Genomic DNA, 17,407 nt, shown 5'->3' on the forward strand with positions numbered 1-17,407 from the left:
ATCAGGAACTTGTTCGCACCTTCCCTGGAGCACCTCCACCAACAAGGGATTATCCAGCCCCATCCTGCCGGTGAGGTTGCTCTGTCCGCCGCCGAGTTTGAAGTGGAGAACCCGTACGCCACAGCCAGGCGCTGGAGCGCGCTCTTCGACCTCCCGATGACAACGCGCGCGGGCAATCCGGCGCTGCGTATTGGCGATAAGTATTTCCAGTTCAATCAAGGGAACAGCAACGCGCTGGTGCAACTCGATTTTCTCACCGACACGGCGGCGCTCAAGGGTCAAACCATTTTGGTGGGCGAAGGGCGTTATGCGTTTCACTGACTCACAATGGGCACCTGCGCGAACGAAGACCGACAACAGGGAAACAGCGTATTCACGTTTTCCACCATCGGGATACGCTGCTGAGGGTACTACAACAACCCGGCCTGATGTTCCACACGCGCAATGGCGCTATACAGTGCGCCCGCTGTGACCGGAGCCGGCATGTTCGCCATATCCGGCGCATGCAATGCCATATCAATAATCCCCGCCAGTTCCGTGCTGTCCAGTTCAGCAATTTCCCGCAGGCTGAGCGGGATAGCGCACGCGCGGGCCAGGCCAATGGCCTCCAGCAATTCCTCATCGCTGCGGTTCTCCAGCGCCAGCAGGCAAAGGTTGCCAAATCCCACCAATAAGCCATGACCAAATTCGCGGGTTTTATCGCATACGGTAAACCCCTCATAAATTGCATGAGCGGCAGCAGCATGTGCCCCACTGCTCATTAATGAGGTCAGTCCGGCAAACATAAATATCGCATCCAGTACTTGCTCCAGCGCAGCATCGGGCACCCCTTTGCGAACTGCATCGCAGGCGGCGGGGCCGTGGGTATTGATCAGGTCATAGCAGATACGGCTGTTGGCAATGGACGCCCGGGCGATACCGCTGTGATTGTCCAGCCCGGCGCTGATAGCGCGAAACTCGTACCATTTCGCCAGTGTATCGCCAAGGCCTGCCGCCAACCAGCGCAGCGGCGCGGCGGCTATGATTTCTGTGTCAATAATCACCACAGCAGGCGCCTGATTCAGTGGAAAGAGATCCCGAAAATGGCCGTCATCGTGATAACGGACAGTGAGTGGCGTCACCGCCGCGCAGGTTGCCGCAATGGTTGGCACGGTGACCACCGGGACACGGGTCTCCACGCCCACGGCTTTACTGGTATCCAGGGCTTTTCCCCCACCCACGCCAATGACCAGGTCTGCGCCGGTGGCCTGCACCACTTGCGCCAGACGATGAATATGGCTTTCGCTGCACACGCCGCCAAACCACTCCCGGCCAACCACCGTCACCGATGATGCCGCCAGTTGATAGCGGATATGCGCTTCCACCGCCGCCAGGCCACTATGGCCGCCGATAATCAGCGCCCGTGAACCCAATAATCCGCAGACCTCACCGATACGCGAAACCGCACCTGCGCCACGCAGGATCTGCGCCGGGAAGATAATATTTTGTGCCTGCATAACTGATGCTCCGTGATAACGATGGTGTACATATTAAAACCCCGCCATAGCAGGCTGAAAACGCAGCAAATGCGGCCCTAACTGGGCAATGGAAGTGCATCCCAGTTGCGCCAGCGTGCGATCCATCTCCTGCAAAATAATGTTCAGCGCTTGTTTCGCACCCGCCTCACCAAAGGCAGCGACGCCATAGAGCACAGGTCGGCCAATCAGCACGCCATTCGCGCCCAGCGCCAGTGCTTTCACCACATCGGTGCCACGGCGAAATCCACTGTCGATAAGGATGACAGCATCAGGACCGCAGCACTGACGAATCTCCTGCAGTACTTCCATGGGGCTGACTGAACCGTCCAGTTGTCGCCCGCCATGGTTTGATAACACAATGCCATCCACGCCCGCGGCAAAAGCGCGCCGGGCATCTTCAGGCGCCAGGATACCTTTAATTAACAGGGGACCTGACCACTGTGTGCGGATCCAGTGCAGTGTGGCCCAGTCCAGGTGGGTATCCATCTGTTCGGCAAAATAGCTCGCGCCACCTGCGCCTCGTTGTTTGTCAGCCGGAACATAAGATTTCAGGTTGCCAAAGCCAGGGATGCCTGCGGGCCTGATGGCTCGCCACACCCAGCCGGGATGCATCGCAATGTCCAGCATGCTCGGCAGAGATAGTTCCATGGGCCGTCGGTAATTCCGTTTGTCCTTTTCACGGTTGCCAAAGTGCACCGCATCCACAGAAACCACCAGGGTCGTACAACCCGCCGCCCGGGCCCGGGTCAGTAACCCTGTCGTGACGGCGCGGTCTTTCAGCACATAGAGCTGGAACCAGTGTCGGGGAATGTTTTCTGCGGCGATCTCTTCAATGGAGGCCGTCGAAACCGTACTCTGTATATAGCCGATGCCCGCCTCTCTGGCGGCCCGCGCCAGCATCACATCTGCGCCAAACCGCAGCATGCCGTTGTAGCCTGTCGGGGCGATAAACAAGGGCGCAGCCAGCTTCTGTCCACACAGCGTGACGGATAAATCCCGTTGCGTAGCATCTGTCAGCACAGGGGGAATAAAGCGCCAGCGGCCGAAAACACGGCGATTATCCTGTAACGTTTGTTCATCATCGGCCCCACCCTCCAGATAACTGAAAGCAAAACGGGGAAGCGTGCGCTTTGCCTGCCGACGTAAATCATCAATGTTCAACACTGTCACGCGGCATCCTCCGCCAGGATACGTTTCAGGCTCCGAATAAACTGCTGGTTATCCTGTTCATTCCCCACAGACACCCGGATCCAGTGTTCATACCCCTTCTCCCGCCATGGCTTGATAATGACGCCATCGCACAGCAGACGCTGCGCCAGTTCTGCCGCAGGCTGCCCGCAGTCAAAAAACAGGAAGTTGGCGCAGGATGGCGCAACGCGGAAACCCAGCGCCGTGAGCTGCGCCGACATCATGTCGCGCTGCGCACTGACCAGCGCAATGCTGTCATTAACATGTTGCTGATCCCCCAGAGCTACCACGGCCGCCGCTTGTGCCGAACGGTTAATATTAAACGGTGTGCGAACGCGATTGAGCAGATTGACCAGTTCAGGGTGACTGGCTAAGCCATAGCCCACCCGCAATCCCGCCAGGCCGTAGGCTTTCGAAAAAGTACGCAGCACAATCCAGGGGCGCGACTGCGCGGCCAGCACACGCTGGCTGTCCGGATAATCCGGGTTGTTCCGGCAATATTCGAAATAGGCCTCATCAATCACCAGCACACAGTCCTGAGGTGCCGCGGCGATGATGCGCTCAAAACCTGCATTGTCGAGCATGCAGCCCACGGGATTCGACGGGTTGCTGAAAATCACCATTTTGGCGGGCATCGAAAGTGCCTGAGTCCAGGCGGCGATATCGAACTGATGCTGCTTATTCACGTCAACCAGGGTGACGTCCGCGCCCATCATGCGCGGGAAAATCTCATGCAGACCAAATGAAGGTCGCAATGTGACCACGCGGTCCCCGGGGTTGAGAAAGGCCAGTGCCAGCATATGCAGGATATCTTCTGAACCATTCCCGATAACAATATTCCCGGCCTGCACACCGGTATACGTTGCCAGCGCATCGCGCAGCGCTGTACTGGCAGCATCCGAATAGACTGCGCTGAAACCGGCATCCGCCTGCAGTGCCGCGATGACCTGCGGGCTGGCGCCCAGCGGATTTTCATTACTGGCCAGTTTGGCGATATGGCTCAACCCATATTGCTGTCGTACCGCTTCCGCCGACAACCCGGCGTTATACAGGCTTAATGACCGCGCTGTGGGCCTGGCGAGGTTTTTCAGTATCTGCTGTTGTGAATCAACAAGTGAACTGGAAACTGCTACATCAGAAGCCATTGCATATCCCTCAAAAAAACGCCGGAGGCACAACACCAGGCCATCCGGCATTCAGGCATCAGATCATCGGCAAATTCAAATGATGACGTTCAGCACAGGCTTTTGCCTGTTCATAGCCAGCATCCGCATGGCGCATCACCCCGGTGGCAGGGTCGTTCCACAGCACACGCGCCAGTCGGGCATCGGCATCTTCAGTGCCATCGCACACAATCACCATCCCGGCATGTTGTGAAAAGCCCATGCCAACACCGCCACCATGGTGCAGACTGACCCAGGTGGCACCCCCGGCGGTATTGAGCAATGCATTGAGTAATGGCCAGTCGGATACCGCATCAGAGCCATCTTTCATCGCTTCGGTTTCACGGTTCGGCGATGCCACTGACCCCGTATCCAGATGATCACGGCCAATAACAATCGGCGCTTTCAGTTCGCCGTTACGCACCATTTCGTTAAACGCCAGCCCGGCGCGGTGACGTTCACCCAGGCCCAGCCAGCAAATACGCGCAGGCAGCCCCTGGAAGGCAATGCGCTCACGCGCCATGTCCAGCCAGTTGATCAGATTGGTGTTGTCCGGGAAGAGTTCTTTGAGTTTCGCGTCGGTCTTATAGATATCTTCCGGGTCGCCGGAAAGGGCAACCCAACGGAATGGCCCTTTGCCTTCACAGAACAGCGGGCGGATGTAGGCCGGGACAAAACCCGGGAAATCAAAGGCGTTTTCAACGCCCTCTTCTTTGGCGACCTGGCGGATATTGTTGCCGTAATCGAAGGTGGGGATCCCCATATGGTGAAAATCGAGCATGGCCTGGACATGTTTTGCCATAGAAGCGCGGGCGGCTTTCACCACGGATTGCGGATCTGACTGACGGGCGGCCTGCCATTTTTCCAGGCTCCAGCCTTCCGGCAGATAGCCATTAAGCGGATCATGAGCGGAGGTCTGATCGGTCACAATATCCGGACGCAGGCCACCCGCTTTTGCCCGCGCCGCCAGTTGCGGCATCAACTCAGCGGCATTGCCCAGCAGGCCGACAGAGATGGCTTTTTTCTCCGCACAGGCTTTTTCAATCATCGCCAGCGCCTCATCGAGGCTGCGGGTCTTATAGTCCACATAACGGGTACGCAGACGGAAATCAATGTGGGATTCCTGGCATTCAATGGCCAGGACGCAGGCCCCTGCCAGCACGCCAGCCAGCGGTTGGGCGCCGCCCATACCACCAAGCCCTGCCGTCAGAATCCATTTGCCCCGCAGGTCGCCGTTGTAGTGCTGTCGGCCCGCTTCGGCAAAAGTTTCATACGTCCCCTGCACAATGCCCTGCGCACCAATGTAAATCCAGGAGCCTGCTGTCATCTGGCCGTACATCATCAGGCCCGCTTTATCCAGTTCGTGAAAGTGGTCCCAGTGGGCCCAGTGCGGCACAATATTGGAGTTAGCAATCAACACGCGCGGCGCATTGGTATGGGTGCGAAAAACACCGACCGGCTTACCGGACTGTACCAGCAGGGTTTCGTCTTCACGCAACGCCCGCAGGCTGTCCAGAATGGCTTCGAAGGCAGGCCAGTTGCGGGCGGCTTTACCAATACCGCCATAGACCACCAGGTCTTCCGGGCGTTCGGCAACATCGGGGTCAAGGTTGTTTTGGATCATGCGATAAGCCGCTTCGATCAACCAGTTTTGACAACTCAGCGCTGTTCCCTGGGGAGCGCGAACGACATGGGCGGCGGCATTTTTCTGTGGCGCGTTCATGGTCATATCCTTCTATAAAAAATGAAATTTATGTAAAGCGTTATCAGGCAAAGCTCGGCAGTAATGCTTCAATGGCCGCAGGCCAGTGTTCACGGGACGCCCACAAACGCATCATTTCGACATCCGGCGCCATCAGACGATCTTTTTCGAGAAAAGCGACATGTTGCCGAATCGCCTTCATTTCGCTTTCCAGTGTGGCGGAACTTTGCAACGGACGATGAAAATCAAGTCCCTGGGCAGCGGCCATGGCTTCGATACCGACAACCACACTGGTGTTAAAACACATATTGCCCAGACGGCGGGCGGCATAGGTCGCCATTGAAACGTGATCTTCCTGATTGGCGGAGGTGGGCAGGCTGTCGACACTGCCCGGATGTGCCAGCGATTTATTTTCTGATGCCAGCGCGGCGGCCGTGACCTGCGCAATCATAAAGCCGGAGTTAACGCCGCCATCGTTTACCAGGAAAGGCGGCAAGCCGGACAAACCGCTGTCCAACAATAAGGCCATTCTGCGTTCAGAAATCGCCCCCACTTCGGCAACCGCCAGCGCAATGATGTCCGCGGCGAAAGCCACGGGTTCTGCGTGGAAATTCCCGCCAGAAATCACGTCGCCATTTTCGGCAAAAACCAGAGGGTTATCGGATGCTGCGTTTGCTTCAATACGTAGAATGCGGGCCGCATGTCGCAGGTTATCAAGGCAGGCACCCATAACCTGAGGGACACAACGAATGGAATAAGGGTCCTGAACCCGGCCGCAGTTAGCATGGGATGTCACAATATCGCTACCGGCCAGGATCGCCGTCAGCGCAGCGGCGACAGCAATCTGGCCTTCCTGGCCGCGTGCTTCATGAATACGCGGGTCAAGCGGTTTAACTGAGCCTTTAATCGCTTCCAGTGATAATGCCCCGGCCACCAGGCCTGCGGAAAACACCCGTTCTGCTTCAAACAAACCTGACAACGCGAGGGATGTCGATACCTGGGTGCCGTTAAGTAATGCCAGACCTTCTTTCGGCCCAAGTTCAAAGGGGCTCAGCCCTGCGGCAGCCAGGCCTTCAACCGCGGACATCGTTTCGCCACCCAGTGTCACCTGCCCTTCGCCAATCAGCATCAATGACAAATGCGCCAGCGGCGCCAGGTCGCCCGAAGCGCCGACGGATCCTTTTTCCGGAATACAGGGGTACACACCCGCATTAAATAACGTTATCAGTGCATCAATCACCTCAATACGAATACCGGAATGACCCCGGGAGAGGCTGAGAATTTTCGTCGCCATCACCAGGCGAACAACGTTATCCGCCAGGTTTTTGCCTGTGCCCACACTGTGGGACAGCACCAGGTTTCGTTGCAGTTCGGTCAGACGTTCCGCCGGAATACGGGTTTGCGCCAGTTTGCCAAACCCGGTATTAATGCCGTACACCACGTTTCCCGATGCCACAATGCGGGTGACTGTTTCCTGGGAGGCCAGCACATCGGCACGGGCCTCTTCGGCCAGCGCAAGGCGGACATTACCCTGGTATATTTGTCGCAACATGGGCAAATGGACATGCCCGGGTTGCAGGCGGCAAAGGGTGTAATCGGTGGATGAAGCAGCCATAATCTATTCCTGTATATACAAGTAAAACGGGAAGTAAACCCGGTGTAACACCGGGTGTTTATGCACAACCTGACTCACGCTAAAACATGATTAACTGCGCTGCATACCGCGAACTTAGTGATCGATGGTTTGCAGGGTTTCCGTACGAATTTCTTCCGTGATACGCGCCTTCAATGCCATAAATTCTGGTGATGTTTTCAGGGTATAATCACGCGGGTGCGGAAAATCTACCGCCACTTCCGTTTTGATTCGCCCGGGGCGCGCACTGAAAATCGCCACTTTATTGGCCATAAAAATGGCCTCATCAATATCGTGGGTCACAAACAGGACTGTTTTGCGGGAAGATTCCCATATCGACAACAACAGTTCCTGCATCATGACGCGCGTCTGGTTATCCAGTGCGCCGAAAGGTTCATCCATCAGCAGAATTTTCGGGTCGTTGGCCAGGGCGCGGGCAATGGCTGTGCGCTGTTGCATACCGCCGGACAACTGACGGGGGAAATGCTGCTCAAACCCACGTAAACCGACCTTATTAATAAAGTAGTCGCTGCGCTCTTTTTGTGCCGCTTTACTCACGCCGCGTTCCTGTAGGCCAAAGCAGATATTCTGCTCAACCGTCAACCAGGGGAACAGTGTGTAACTCTGGAATACCATGCCGCGATCCGCGCCCGGACCATCGACCAGCACGCCATCCAGCCAGACCTCGCCGCGGGTGGGCTGATCCAGCCCGGCAACAATGCGTAAAAGTGTGGATTTACCGCACCCGGAAGGCCCGAGAATGGTAATAAAGTCGTTCTCATTGACCTGATAATCCACGGGCAGTAATGCCTGGGTCTTCTCGCCTTTCGGGCCACTGAAGACGCGTTCCACCTGGCGAACACTCAGCTTCGGATAGCTCATCACAGCGAACTCCATACAAACAGGCGGCGATTCACCGCTTTAAACAACAGATCAGACAGCAATCCAATGCAGCCAATCACGATAATGCCGAAAATCATTTGCCCGGTATTGAGTAACGCCTGGCTATTGACAATCATGTGACCTATCCCGCTGGATGAACCAATCAGTTCCGCCACGATGACATAGGTCCATGCCCAGCCCAGCACCAGGCGCAGCAGTTCCGCAATTTCCGGCGCCGCCCCGGGGATTATCACCCGACGCACCACGCTCTTGTTGGTCGCGCCAAGGGTATACGCCGCTTCCACCAGATCGCGCCGCGCCGCGCCGACAGCCACCGCAACCATCAGGGTTATCTGAAAGAACGAACCGATAAAGATCACCAGTATTTTTTGCATTTCGCCAATCCCTGCCCACAGAATAAGCAGGGGGACAAACGCCGATGCGGGCAGGTAGCGGCAAAACGAAACGAAGGGCTCAAAAAACGCTTCGATCAGTTTGTATGAGCCCATCAGAATACCCAGCGGCACGGCGATAATGCACGCCAGAATAAAGCCGCCCAGTACACGCATTACCGTCATACCGATATCTGTTGTGAAATCAAAATCGGTAAATAACAGCCCCCCTTCCTGCAACATACTGGCCGGACTGGCAAGGAATGTCGGCGACACCAGCCCGGTAAAAGTCACCAGCGCCCACAGCGCGAAAAACAGCACAAAAAAGCAGAAGCCCAAAAACCAGCGATGACGGGACGCCACGGGGCGCAGTGGCACCATCATCGGGTTGTGCCAGACCTTTTTACTTGCCGGCAGAGGCGCCGGCTCACGTAAAACTGACTGCGTACTGGCGGGAAATTCCGCGGCCTGACTGACAGGACTGTTCATCTTGTGGTCCTTCATGGCTGAGTCACATACTTCGCGTCATACAACGTATTAATATCCGGCGTTTTATGCAGGATTTTCATTTCCGTCAGCAAACGCGCCGCTTCGTTGGTAAAGGTGACAATCTCGCCACTGAAGAACTTCTTGTTCGCATCACGGTCTTGCCAGCGCAGATAGCTGGACTCTTCAGCAAACTGTTTGCCGGTTTCTTTGACCGCCGCCCCCATAATCTCATTGGCTTTATCCGGATCTTTTTTGATCATATCCAGGGCTTCAAAGTAGCTATTTACCAGTGCCTGAGCCGCTTTGGGGTTTTTATCCAGCCAGGATGGCGTACAACCCAGGGTGTCCATCACCATGGGATAATCCAGTGTGGTGGTCAGAATTTTGCCTTTGTCCGGGCTTTGGCGGATGGTGGAGAGATACGGCTCGTACGTCACAGCGGCATCGTTCTGCCCGGCAATAAAGGCATGAGCGGCGGCATCCGGCCCCAGGGTTGCCAGTTTGACGTCTTTCATCGTCATGCCGTTTTTATCGAGGATCCAGGCCAGCAGAAAATAGGAGGAGGTTCCTGGTGCATCGACACTGATGGTTTTCCCTTTCAGGTCAGCCACTTTATTGATACCCCCACGTACGGCAATCCCATCCGCGCCATAGGATTTATCCAGTTGCACAATTTGCTTGATGGGCACACCGCTGGCATTCCAGGTGAGGTAGGTTTCCACCGTGGTCGCCGCGCACTGCAAAGAGCCTGATGCAATGGCCAGGTGGCGTGATTGCTGGGGTACCATTTTCAGCGTCACGTCCAGGCCATTCTTTTTGAAAATGCCTGCCTTATCGGCCAGTGTCAGGGGAGCGAATCCTGTCCACCCGGAAATACCAATGGCCACCGGAGTCTCTGCCGCCATGGCGGTGTTTATTGCCCCGCAACCCAATGTCACTGCCAGCCCTAACATGGATAACGAACGCTTCAGCACAGTCCTGGAAATCATGTTGCTCATCTGCCACTCCTGCCAAATTACCTGTCTCGGGGAAATGCCTGGCCAGTGAACTGCCCGGGCAAAATACGCTACTGTATATTCTTGTCTATACAAGCAAGCCGAATAAGTAAAGCAAGCTTTGTGCCAGTTCAGCTATGCCTGCTTTCCCGGTTATTTCGGCCTGTGGCCAGTGGTTTTCTCTGCCTGTCGAATCAAATAAGTGCGCAGGATGCGCCAAACCAGTGCAGGACGCACCAACTCAGGCAATGACCGCCGCCCAAAGTAGCAGACTGCGCGTTTTTTGTGCATCCACAGTATGCAAGGCAGAAATCGGCCACTGTGTCGTCTGACAGCTGTCTGACGTCGGTGGCCACCAGATACCTTCACCCGCGCCCAGCCGGGTCCCATCCGGTAATTGCCAGTCACCCTGAATGGCGAAAAGCACACCGCCCTGCTCACGGGACACCGTGCCACTTCCCCTGAGGGCGACAACGCCGGGCAAACAGACAGTACGCCGGGTCATCAGGTTAAAATCCATCGTCTCGCCCCCCAGAAGATGTGCGTGGAGTGCAAGATCCCCGCTAAACTCGAAGGGTTCTCCCACGGTATTCAGCACATGATTCACCCCGATGCCGTCAGTCAGTTGCATGCCCTCGCCACTCAACAGCGTGATGGAACGCGCAATGCCGGGGAAAGCGGAAAACGGGCCATCCTGCGCGACAGTGGCAATGCTGGCACGCCAGTCAAAATCCGCCTGCCCTGGCGGCCAGCTGATAATTTCGCGGGTTTCGCCGCCGCCATTACGCCAGCGACTGACCGGCAGCCTGGTCTGGGAAAAACGCTGCCAGCCCGTCATGCTGTCGCCTCCGCCAGTTGGCGCAGTACCTGCAGAAAATCAGCGGCAACGGCCTGTTGCTGCGCATGTTGCCCATTGATAATGCGGGGGGTCCCGCCAACATACACATCGCGAATCTGCCCGGCGTGGCCGGCAAATAACCAGCGGTTGAGAATTTCAGGGGGGCGGGCTGCCGCCAGGTAAGGATCCTGTCCATCCAGCACCAGCCAGTCGGCGCGATACCCCACTGACAATCTCCCGACAGGCGCGCCACAGGCCTGCGCACCACCGGCAAGCGCCTGGGTGTACAACACATCGCCCACCACATTTTGGGTCGCCGTTGTCAGGCGGTTGCGGCGCTGATCACGTAAGCGCTGCCCATATTCGAACCAGCGCAGCTCTTCCACCACATTAAGTGAAACATGGCTGTCGGAACCAATACCCCAGTGACCGCGCTGTGCCAAATAATCGACGCCGGGGAAAATACCGTCGCCCAGATTCGCTTCTGTTGTGGGGCACAGCCCGGCAACCGCACCGCTTTGCGCCATGCGGGCCACTTCTTTCTCATCCGCATGTGTCGCGTGGACAAGACACCAGCGGGCATCGATATCCAGGTGATCATACAGCCACGCAATGGGGCGTTGTCCGCTCCAGCTCAGGCAGTCATTGACTTCTTTTTGCTGCTCGGCGATATGGATATGTACAGGCAATGCCGGGTCGCTGGCCTGTAAAACCTGCTGCATCTGCGTGGGGGTCACGGCCCGTAGTGAGTGAAAACACAGGCCCTGGTTTTGCAGTACTTTGCCCGTTATCTGCTGGCGGATAATCGCCTGCTGGCGCAAATAGGTGTCAGCGTCCTGAATAAACCGCACCTGACCCGCCTGAGCCGGTTGCCCGCCAAACCCGGCATAGCTGTAGAGCACGGGCAACAGCGTCAGGCCGATTCCCGCAAGGTCGGCAGCGGCGCTTAATTGGGCGGTCATCTCGCCGCGGTCAGCATAGGGGTTACCGCTGATATCATTGTGCAGATAGTGGAACTCAGCGACCTGGGTATAACCCCCTTTGAGCATCTCGATATACAACTGGCGGGCGATAATACCGACCTGGTCCGGCGTTAATCGCTGCACCGTGCGATACATCAGGTCACGCCAGGTCCAGAAACTGTCCTGCGGGTTTCCGGCCACCTCCGCCAGCCCGGCCATCACCCGCTGGAATGCATGAGAGTGTAAATTCGGCATACCCGGGATCACCGGACCTGAAAGCCGGACAGCATCCTGTGCTGTGCTGTCCGGCGTGATGGCGGTTAACATGCCGGCAGCATCGACATCCAGACGCACATTGTGAGCCCATCCTTCAGCAAGCAGGGCTTGTGTAGCAAAATAAGCAGGCATAACAACGTTCCTGAGCAGCGAAAAGAAACATAAAGGCAATTATAAGTAAACAATTGCAAAACTTTGGGGCGACTTGTCTATACATATACATATGCATGGTTTGGCTGTAAACTTGCGCCATTCCTTTTTTTATCATTTGAGTTTTTCACCACAGCTTTTCTGCTTACGCTTCGCGGTTGAAAATACGCCAGCGTCCGGGAAACGATGACCTTGTCTGTGGCACTTTTGAGAGGTAAGAAACATGTCTGAGCCCACCCTTTTTTCATCGGCCGGTACGGCGCAACAAGACGTGACCCGGCAGACACTATCTGAGCTGGCCGCCGCCATGAGCGATGCACCGGCGCCCATTTATCAGCGGGTGAAACAGGCCATCATTGGCCAGATTCGCGCCGGCGTCTGGAAACCCCACCAACGTATTCCATCGGAAAGTGAGCTGGTTAATGAAATTGGCGTCAGCCGTATGACCATCAACCGGGCGCTGCGCGAACTGACCAGCGAAGGTTTTTTAATCCGCATGCAGGGCGTGGGGACGTTTGTCGCCGAAGCAAAAGCCTATACACCGATGCTTGAGGTCCATAATATTGCTGATGAAATCGCCCAACGTGGTCATCGTCATGACAGTAAAATTTTAGTGTGCGAGGCCCGCCAGGCGGACGCCGATCAAGCGCTCCAGTTGGGGATTGCCATCGGTGATACGCTGTTTTACTCCCAAATTGTGCATTACGAAAATAACGTTCCGGTACAAATTGAAGACCGTTTTGTTAACCCGGAAACGGCGCCGGATTACCTCCGGCAGGTGCTCAATAAACAGACGCCATATACCTATCTGATGGATATTGCCCCGCTGACCGCAGGGGAGCACCGCGTTGAAGCCATCAGCGCCAGCGATGAACAACGCCACTTGCTGCAACTTGAGGAGCATGAGCCCTGCCTGTTGATTCACCGGCGAACCTGGAGCGGCAGCCGCGTTGTGACGTCCGCCCGCCTGATTTACCCGGGTTCGCGTTATCAGTTATTTGGCCGTTTTACCAGTCACGGCTAATCGCGTCTGGCGCAGGCGGCATTCACAGGCCGCCCGTCTTTACGCGACAGTTGGCGATAAGAAAAAACTATCTCTGGCCGCCTTGCCGCCCTTTCGGTTATGGGTTAGGTTGACTTTAATTGTCTATACAAGATAAATCATCCGGAGTCTGCTATGTCCTTAGCCTCGTCCCTTTGCCTTACTGTCACGCCCCCGGAGCACTGTGACAGTGTCTGGCGCGGCGCCACGCTGGTCACCATGCAGGATGGCCGTTACAACGTGATAGAAAACGGCGCATTGGCAGTGACGGAGGGAAAAATTGTCTGGCTTGGCCGTAATGCCGACTGCCCGGCGTTTCCCCATGCACAACAGCATGTATTCGACGGCGGGATAATTACCCCGGGATTTATCGATTGTCATACTCATCTGGTGTTCGGCGGGAACCGCAGCGCCGAATTTGAGCAGCGGTTAAATGGCGTAAGCTATGCAGAAATCGCCGCGGCGGGCGGTGGTATTTTATCCACTGTAAACGCCACCCGGGACGCCACGGAAGAGGAACTGCTCCGGCAGGCTTTATTGCGTTTGCAACCGCTGCTGGCCGAGGGGGTCACCTGCCTTGAAATTAAGTCAGGCTACGGGCTGACCCTGGACAGTGAATTAAAAATGTTGCGGGTTATCCGCAAATTAGCCACTCTGTTGCCTGTCGATATTCAGTCCACCTGTCTTGCCGCCCATGCCCTGCCGCCCGAGTACAAAGACCGGGCGGAGGACTATATCGACTTTATTTGCGATACCCTGCTGCCCATTGTCGCCAGAGAAAAACTGGCGGATGCCGTTGACGCATTCTGTGAGCACCTTGCGTTCTCCCCAGCACAAGTCGAGCGCATTTTTGATGCTGCACAGGCTTTGGGGTTGCCGGTTAAATTGCATGCGGAACAACTCTCTGCCCTGCATGGCAGTTCACTGGCGGCAAACTATCACGCCTTGTCGGCGGATCACCTTGAATACGCCACCCAGGAAGATGCTCACGCCATGGCGGCCAGCGGCACTGTCGCCGTCCTGCTGCCCGGCGCATGGTATTTACTGCGTGAAAAACAGCACCCGCCCGTGAATTTTTTCCGCCAGTATCAGGTGCCGATGGCCCTGGCGAGTGATGCCAACCCGGGGACATCCCCGGTGCTGTCATTGCGCCTGATGCTGAATATGGGCTGTACACTGTTTGGTCTGACGCCGGAGGAAGCGCTGGCCGGGATTACGTGCCACGGCGCGCGCGCCCTCGGTCTGGCCGCGTCTCACGGTACGCTTGCCGAAGGTAAGGTTGCCGATTTTATCCACTGGCCGCTGTCGCGACCGGCTGAACTGATCTACTGGCTGGGCGGTCAATTGCCCTGCACGGTGGTCTATCGCGGGAAAATACGAGGAAACGTTCATCCATGAGCCTTTCAGCTATGACTGACATTATCGATCCTTACCATTTCACGGCTGGCAGTGCACCGTTGCTTATCAGTATTCCCCACGCGGGAACACAACTGACGCAGGAGGTCGACAATGGTCTGAGCGATGCCGCACGCCCGCTTGGCGATACCGACTGGCATATTCCCCGCCTGTACGATTTTGCTCACGCCCTCGGCGCCAGTATGCTGGTCGGGAATTATTCCCGTTTTGTTATCGACCTGAATCGCCCTGCTGACGATACGCCGCTCTATACCACCGCCACCACAGGATTGTACCCGGAGACTTTATTTGATGGTCGGGACAGCTTTACGCCCGGCATGACGCCGACAGCCGCCCATCGTCGGCACTATCTGGCGCAAATCTGGCACCCTTACCACCAGCGTATCCAGTCAGAGCTGGCGCGGATAAAACACCAGTTTGGTTATGCACTGCTGTTTGACGCGCATTCTATTGCATCGGTTATCCCGCGTCTGTTTGATGGTCGGTTGCCTGATTTGAACCTCGGTACCAACGGCGGCGCCAGTTGCGCTGCAGCCCTGAGCGACCGTCTGGTCGATTGCTGTCAGAAACAGTCGCCATTCAGCCATGTGCTTAATGGCCGGTTTAAGGGCGGCTATATTACCCGGGCATACGGACAGCCTGACGCGAATATTCATGCCGTGCAACTTGAACTGGCGCAGGTCAATTATATGAACGAAATGGCGCCTTATGCGTATGCAGAGGAAAAGGCCCCTCAACTTCAGGCGCTGCTGCGATCCTTACTTGAGAATATGCTCGACTGGGCAGATAGCCACTATCAATAACCCTCACACATGCCATGAGGCAGGCACCCAATATCCGGTCTGCCTCAAGCCAAAATGCCATTAACCCGGGAGCCATCTTTGGTATTCTGCTGATGTCATCCCCGCATTAATGAGCGCCATGCATAAGCCCATGCATATTTACCCGTATTATCATTGAATCCTGCTTTGCATACACTGCCGGTATCAGGGCGCACGCCCTTCTCTTTTTCGCAATACACCCGGAGATTTGTTATGCAAAACAGGCTGGACAATAAACAGCAGGCCATTATTCCAATTGCGGCTTTCGCCGCAAAGGGCGACACAGAAAAACTCGCTGCTGAAATACAGCACGGGCTGGATACAGGCCTTACCATCAATGAAATCAAAGAAGTCCTGATTCAGCTCTATGCCTATGCCGGTTTTCCTCGCAGCCTGAATGCCCTTGCCGTGCTTATGGGCGTGGTGGAACAGCGTCAGCAGCAAGGAATTACGGATAATGCGGGAGAAGACGCATCCTCTTTTCCTGAGAACTGGAATGCCCTTGAAGGTGGCACGCAAAACCAGACGCGTCTTATCGGGAAACCCGTAACAGGCCCGCTATTTACCTTTGCGCCTGCAATTGACCAGTTCCTTAAAACGCACCTGTTTGGTGATATTTTCCAGCGTGACACCCTGAGCTGGCAGACGAGGGAGCTGGCCACCATTTCGTTTCTGGCTGCAATTCCCGGTGTCACCAGCCAACTGAAAAGCCATTATGCCATCAGTCTGAATGCGGGATTGACGGCTGAGCAGCTGTGGGCATTTACGGCAATTCTGGGTCAAAAATGCGGTGCTGATATGGCAGACAACGCCAGGCCCGTGCTGGGTGAGCTGCTGGATGAAACAAAAACGCCCCGGCACGGTGGCTTATCCACACCGTGGCTTTGTTGAATAAATCAGATTTCGGGTAAGTCTCCCCCGTAGCGGGTTGTGTTTTCAGGCAATACGCACGCTTTCAGGCATACCTGCTTTCGTCATTTTGTTCAGCGCTCGTACCAGGGCCATAGCCTCCGCAACCTGACCATCGTAGTCACGCAGCGTCAGTGAACCCCCGAACAGCTGTTTTACCCGGTACATCGCCGTTTCCGCTATCGAGCGACGGTTGTAATCTGTTGTCCATTTCCACCGCGCATTACTCCCGGTCATTCGCTGATTAGCCACTGCACGGTTACGGTCTGCATATTCACCGGGCCAGTAACCCGCACCTTTTCGGGGTGGGATAAGCGCGCTGATTTTCTTACGCCGCAGTTCATCGTGACAGAGCCGGGGGTCGTAAGCGCCGTCTGCCGCGGCTGCCCTGATTTTTCTGTGAGTCTGCCGGATAAGGCCCGGGAAGGCTTCTGAGTCCGTCACATTGTTCAGCGACAGGTCTGCACAGATGATTTCATGTGTGTTGCTGTCAACGGCGAGATGCAGCTTACGCCAGATACGGCGGCGTTCTTTGCCGTGCTTTCTGACTTTCCATTCGCCTTCACCAAAGACCTTCAGCCCGGTGGAATCAATCACCAGATGCGCGATTTCACCCCGGGTGGGCGTTTTGAAACTGATATTAACCGACTTTGCCCGCCTGCTGACACAGCTGTAATCCGGGCAGCGTAGCGGAACGTTCATCAGAGAAAAAATGGAATCAATAAAGCCCTGCGCAGCGCGCAGGGTCAGCCTGAATACGCGTTTAATGACCAGCACAGTCGTGATGGCAAGGTCAGAATAGCGCTGAGGTCTGCCTCGTGAAGAAGGTGTTGCTGACTCATACCAGGCCTGAATAGCTTCATCATCCAGCCAGAAAGTTATGGAGCCACGGTTGATGAGGGCTTTATTGTAGGTGGGCCAGTTGGTGATTTTGAACTTTTGCTTTGCCACGGAACGGTCTGCGTTGTCGGGAAGATGCGTGATCTGATCCTTCAACTCAGCAAAAGTTCGATTTATTCAACAAAGCCCATT

General features: G+C 55.8%; 15 protein-coding genes and 1 pseudogene. 5 read left to right on the forward strand and 11 right to left on the reverse strand.

What is annotated here, in order from left to right:
• A pseudogene (locus KHQ23_RS16635) lies at positions 1–321 on the forward strand (VOC family protein); the annotation flags it as partial.
• An 89-nt stretch (positions 322–410) separates the two neighbouring features.
• Here KHQ23_RS16635 and KHQ23_RS16640 read toward each other — a convergent pair.
• From KHQ23_RS16640 to KHQ23_RS16685, 10 genes are all read right to left on the reverse strand, one after another.
• Entirely contained in the window at positions 411–1,496 is a 1,086-nt protein-coding gene (locus KHQ23_RS16640; RefSeq protein WP_001148851.1) for an iron-containing alcohol dehydrogenase family protein, read from the reverse strand.
• Positions 1,497–1,529: 33 nt separating this feature from the next.
• On the reverse strand, positions 1,530–2,687 hold the full coding sequence (locus tag KHQ23_RS16645) for an alpha-hydroxy acid oxidase (protein ID WP_000217345.1): 1,158 nt from the start codon (positions 2,685–2,687) through the stop codon (positions 1,530–1,532).
• Entirely contained in the window at positions 2,684–3,850 is a 1,167-nt protein-coding gene (gene hisC, locus KHQ23_RS16650) for a histidinol-phosphate transaminase (RefSeq protein ID WP_000135555.1), read from the reverse strand. Before hisC ends, KHQ23_RS16645 begins: the two co-directional genes overlap by 4 nt.
• A 58-nt stretch (positions 3,851–3,908) precedes the next feature.
• Positions 3,909–5,591 (reverse strand): urocanate hydratase, encoded by a 1,683-nt coding sequence (gene hutU / locus KHQ23_RS16655; RefSeq protein WP_047694905.1) that lies wholly within the window; start codon positions 5,589–5,591, stop codon positions 3,909–3,911.
• 43 nt (positions 5,592–5,634) lie between these two features.
• Positions 5,635–7,185 carry a histidine ammonia-lyase gene (hutH, locus tag KHQ23_RS16660; protein WP_000741484.1) on the reverse strand — a complete coding sequence of 517 codons (1,551 nt, stop codon included), beginning with the start codon at positions 7,183–7,185 and terminating at the stop codon, positions 5,635–5,637.
• A 114-nt stretch (positions 7,186–7,299) separates the two neighbouring features.
• On the reverse strand, positions 7,300–8,085 hold the full coding sequence (locus KHQ23_RS16665; RefSeq protein ID WP_016240370.1) for an ABC transporter ATP-binding protein: 786 nt from the start codon (positions 8,083–8,085) through the stop codon (positions 7,300–7,302).
• Positions 8,085–8,966: an ABC transporter permease gene (locus tag KHQ23_RS16670; RefSeq protein WP_001087990.1), complete on the reverse strand. Its 882-nt coding sequence runs from the start codon at positions 8,964–8,966 to the stop codon at positions 8,085–8,087. The genes KHQ23_RS16665 and KHQ23_RS16670 overlap by 1 nt, the downstream gene beginning before the upstream one ends.
• 11 nt (positions 8,967–8,977) lie before the next feature.
• The gene (locus tag KHQ23_RS16675; protein WP_000069054.1) at positions 8,978–9,964 is read right to left on the reverse strand and encodes an ABC transporter substrate-binding protein; all 987 of its coding nucleotides are present in this window, start codon (positions 9,962–9,964) and stop codon (positions 8,978–8,980) included.
• A gap of 238 nt (positions 9,965–10,202) precedes the next feature.
• Positions 10,203–10,799 carry a HutD family protein gene (locus tag KHQ23_RS16680; RefSeq protein ID WP_000148344.1) on the reverse strand — a complete coding sequence of 199 codons (597 nt, stop codon included), beginning with the start codon at positions 10,797–10,799 and terminating at the stop codon, positions 10,203–10,205.
• Positions 10,796–12,169 carry a formimidoylglutamate deiminase gene (locus KHQ23_RS16685; RefSeq protein ID WP_001112072.1) on the reverse strand — a complete coding sequence of 458 codons (1,374 nt, stop codon included), beginning with the start codon at positions 12,167–12,169 and terminating at the stop codon, positions 10,796–10,798. The genes KHQ23_RS16680 and KHQ23_RS16685 overlap by 4 nt, the downstream gene beginning before the upstream one ends.
• 241 nt (positions 12,170–12,410) lie before the next feature.
• Here KHQ23_RS16685 and hutC point away from each other — a divergent pair, with 241 nt between their 5' ends.
• The 4 genes from hutC (at position 12,411) to KHQ23_RS16705 (ending at position 16,357) form a co-directional block, all read left to right on the forward strand.
• Positions 12,411–13,211, forward strand: a complete 801-nt coding sequence (gene hutC, locus KHQ23_RS16690) for a histidine utilization repressor (RefSeq protein WP_001294851.1) — start codon at positions 12,411–12,413, stop codon at positions 13,209–13,211.
• A gap of 153 nt (positions 13,212–13,364) precedes the next feature.
• The gene (gene hutI / locus KHQ23_RS16695; RefSeq protein WP_049138593.1) at positions 13,365–14,627 is read left to right on the forward strand and encodes an imidazolonepropionase; all 1,263 of its coding nucleotides are present in this window, start codon (positions 13,365–13,367) and stop codon (positions 14,625–14,627) included.
• Positions 14,624–15,448 (forward strand): N-formylglutamate deformylase, encoded by an 825-nt coding sequence (gene hutG, locus KHQ23_RS16700; RefSeq protein ID WP_047694900.1) that lies wholly within the window; start codon positions 14,624–14,626, stop codon positions 15,446–15,448. Before hutI ends, hutG begins: the two co-directional genes overlap by 4 nt.
• Before the next feature lie 231 nt (positions 15,449–15,679).
• The gene (locus tag KHQ23_RS16705; protein WP_032445128.1) at positions 15,680–16,357 is read left to right on the forward strand and encodes a carboxymuconolactone decarboxylase family protein; all 678 of its coding nucleotides are present in this window, start codon (positions 15,680–15,682) and stop codon (positions 16,355–16,357) included.
• Between the two features lie 45 nt (positions 16,358–16,402).
• Here KHQ23_RS16705 and KHQ23_RS16710 read toward each other — a convergent pair whose 3' ends face one another.
• The gene (locus KHQ23_RS16710; RefSeq protein WP_211776976.1) at positions 16,403–17,371 is read right to left on the reverse strand and encodes an IS5-like element IS903B family transposase; all 969 of its coding nucleotides are present in this window, start codon (positions 17,369–17,371) and stop codon (positions 16,403–16,405) included.
• Positions 17,372–17,407: the final 36 nt, after the last annotated feature.

The sequence above is a fragment of the Klebsiella sp. 64 genome, from assembly GCF_018223915.1.
GTDB classification, from domain to species: Bacteria; Pseudomonadota; Gammaproteobacteria; order Enterobacterales; family Enterobacteriaceae; genus Klebsiella; species Klebsiella pneumoniae.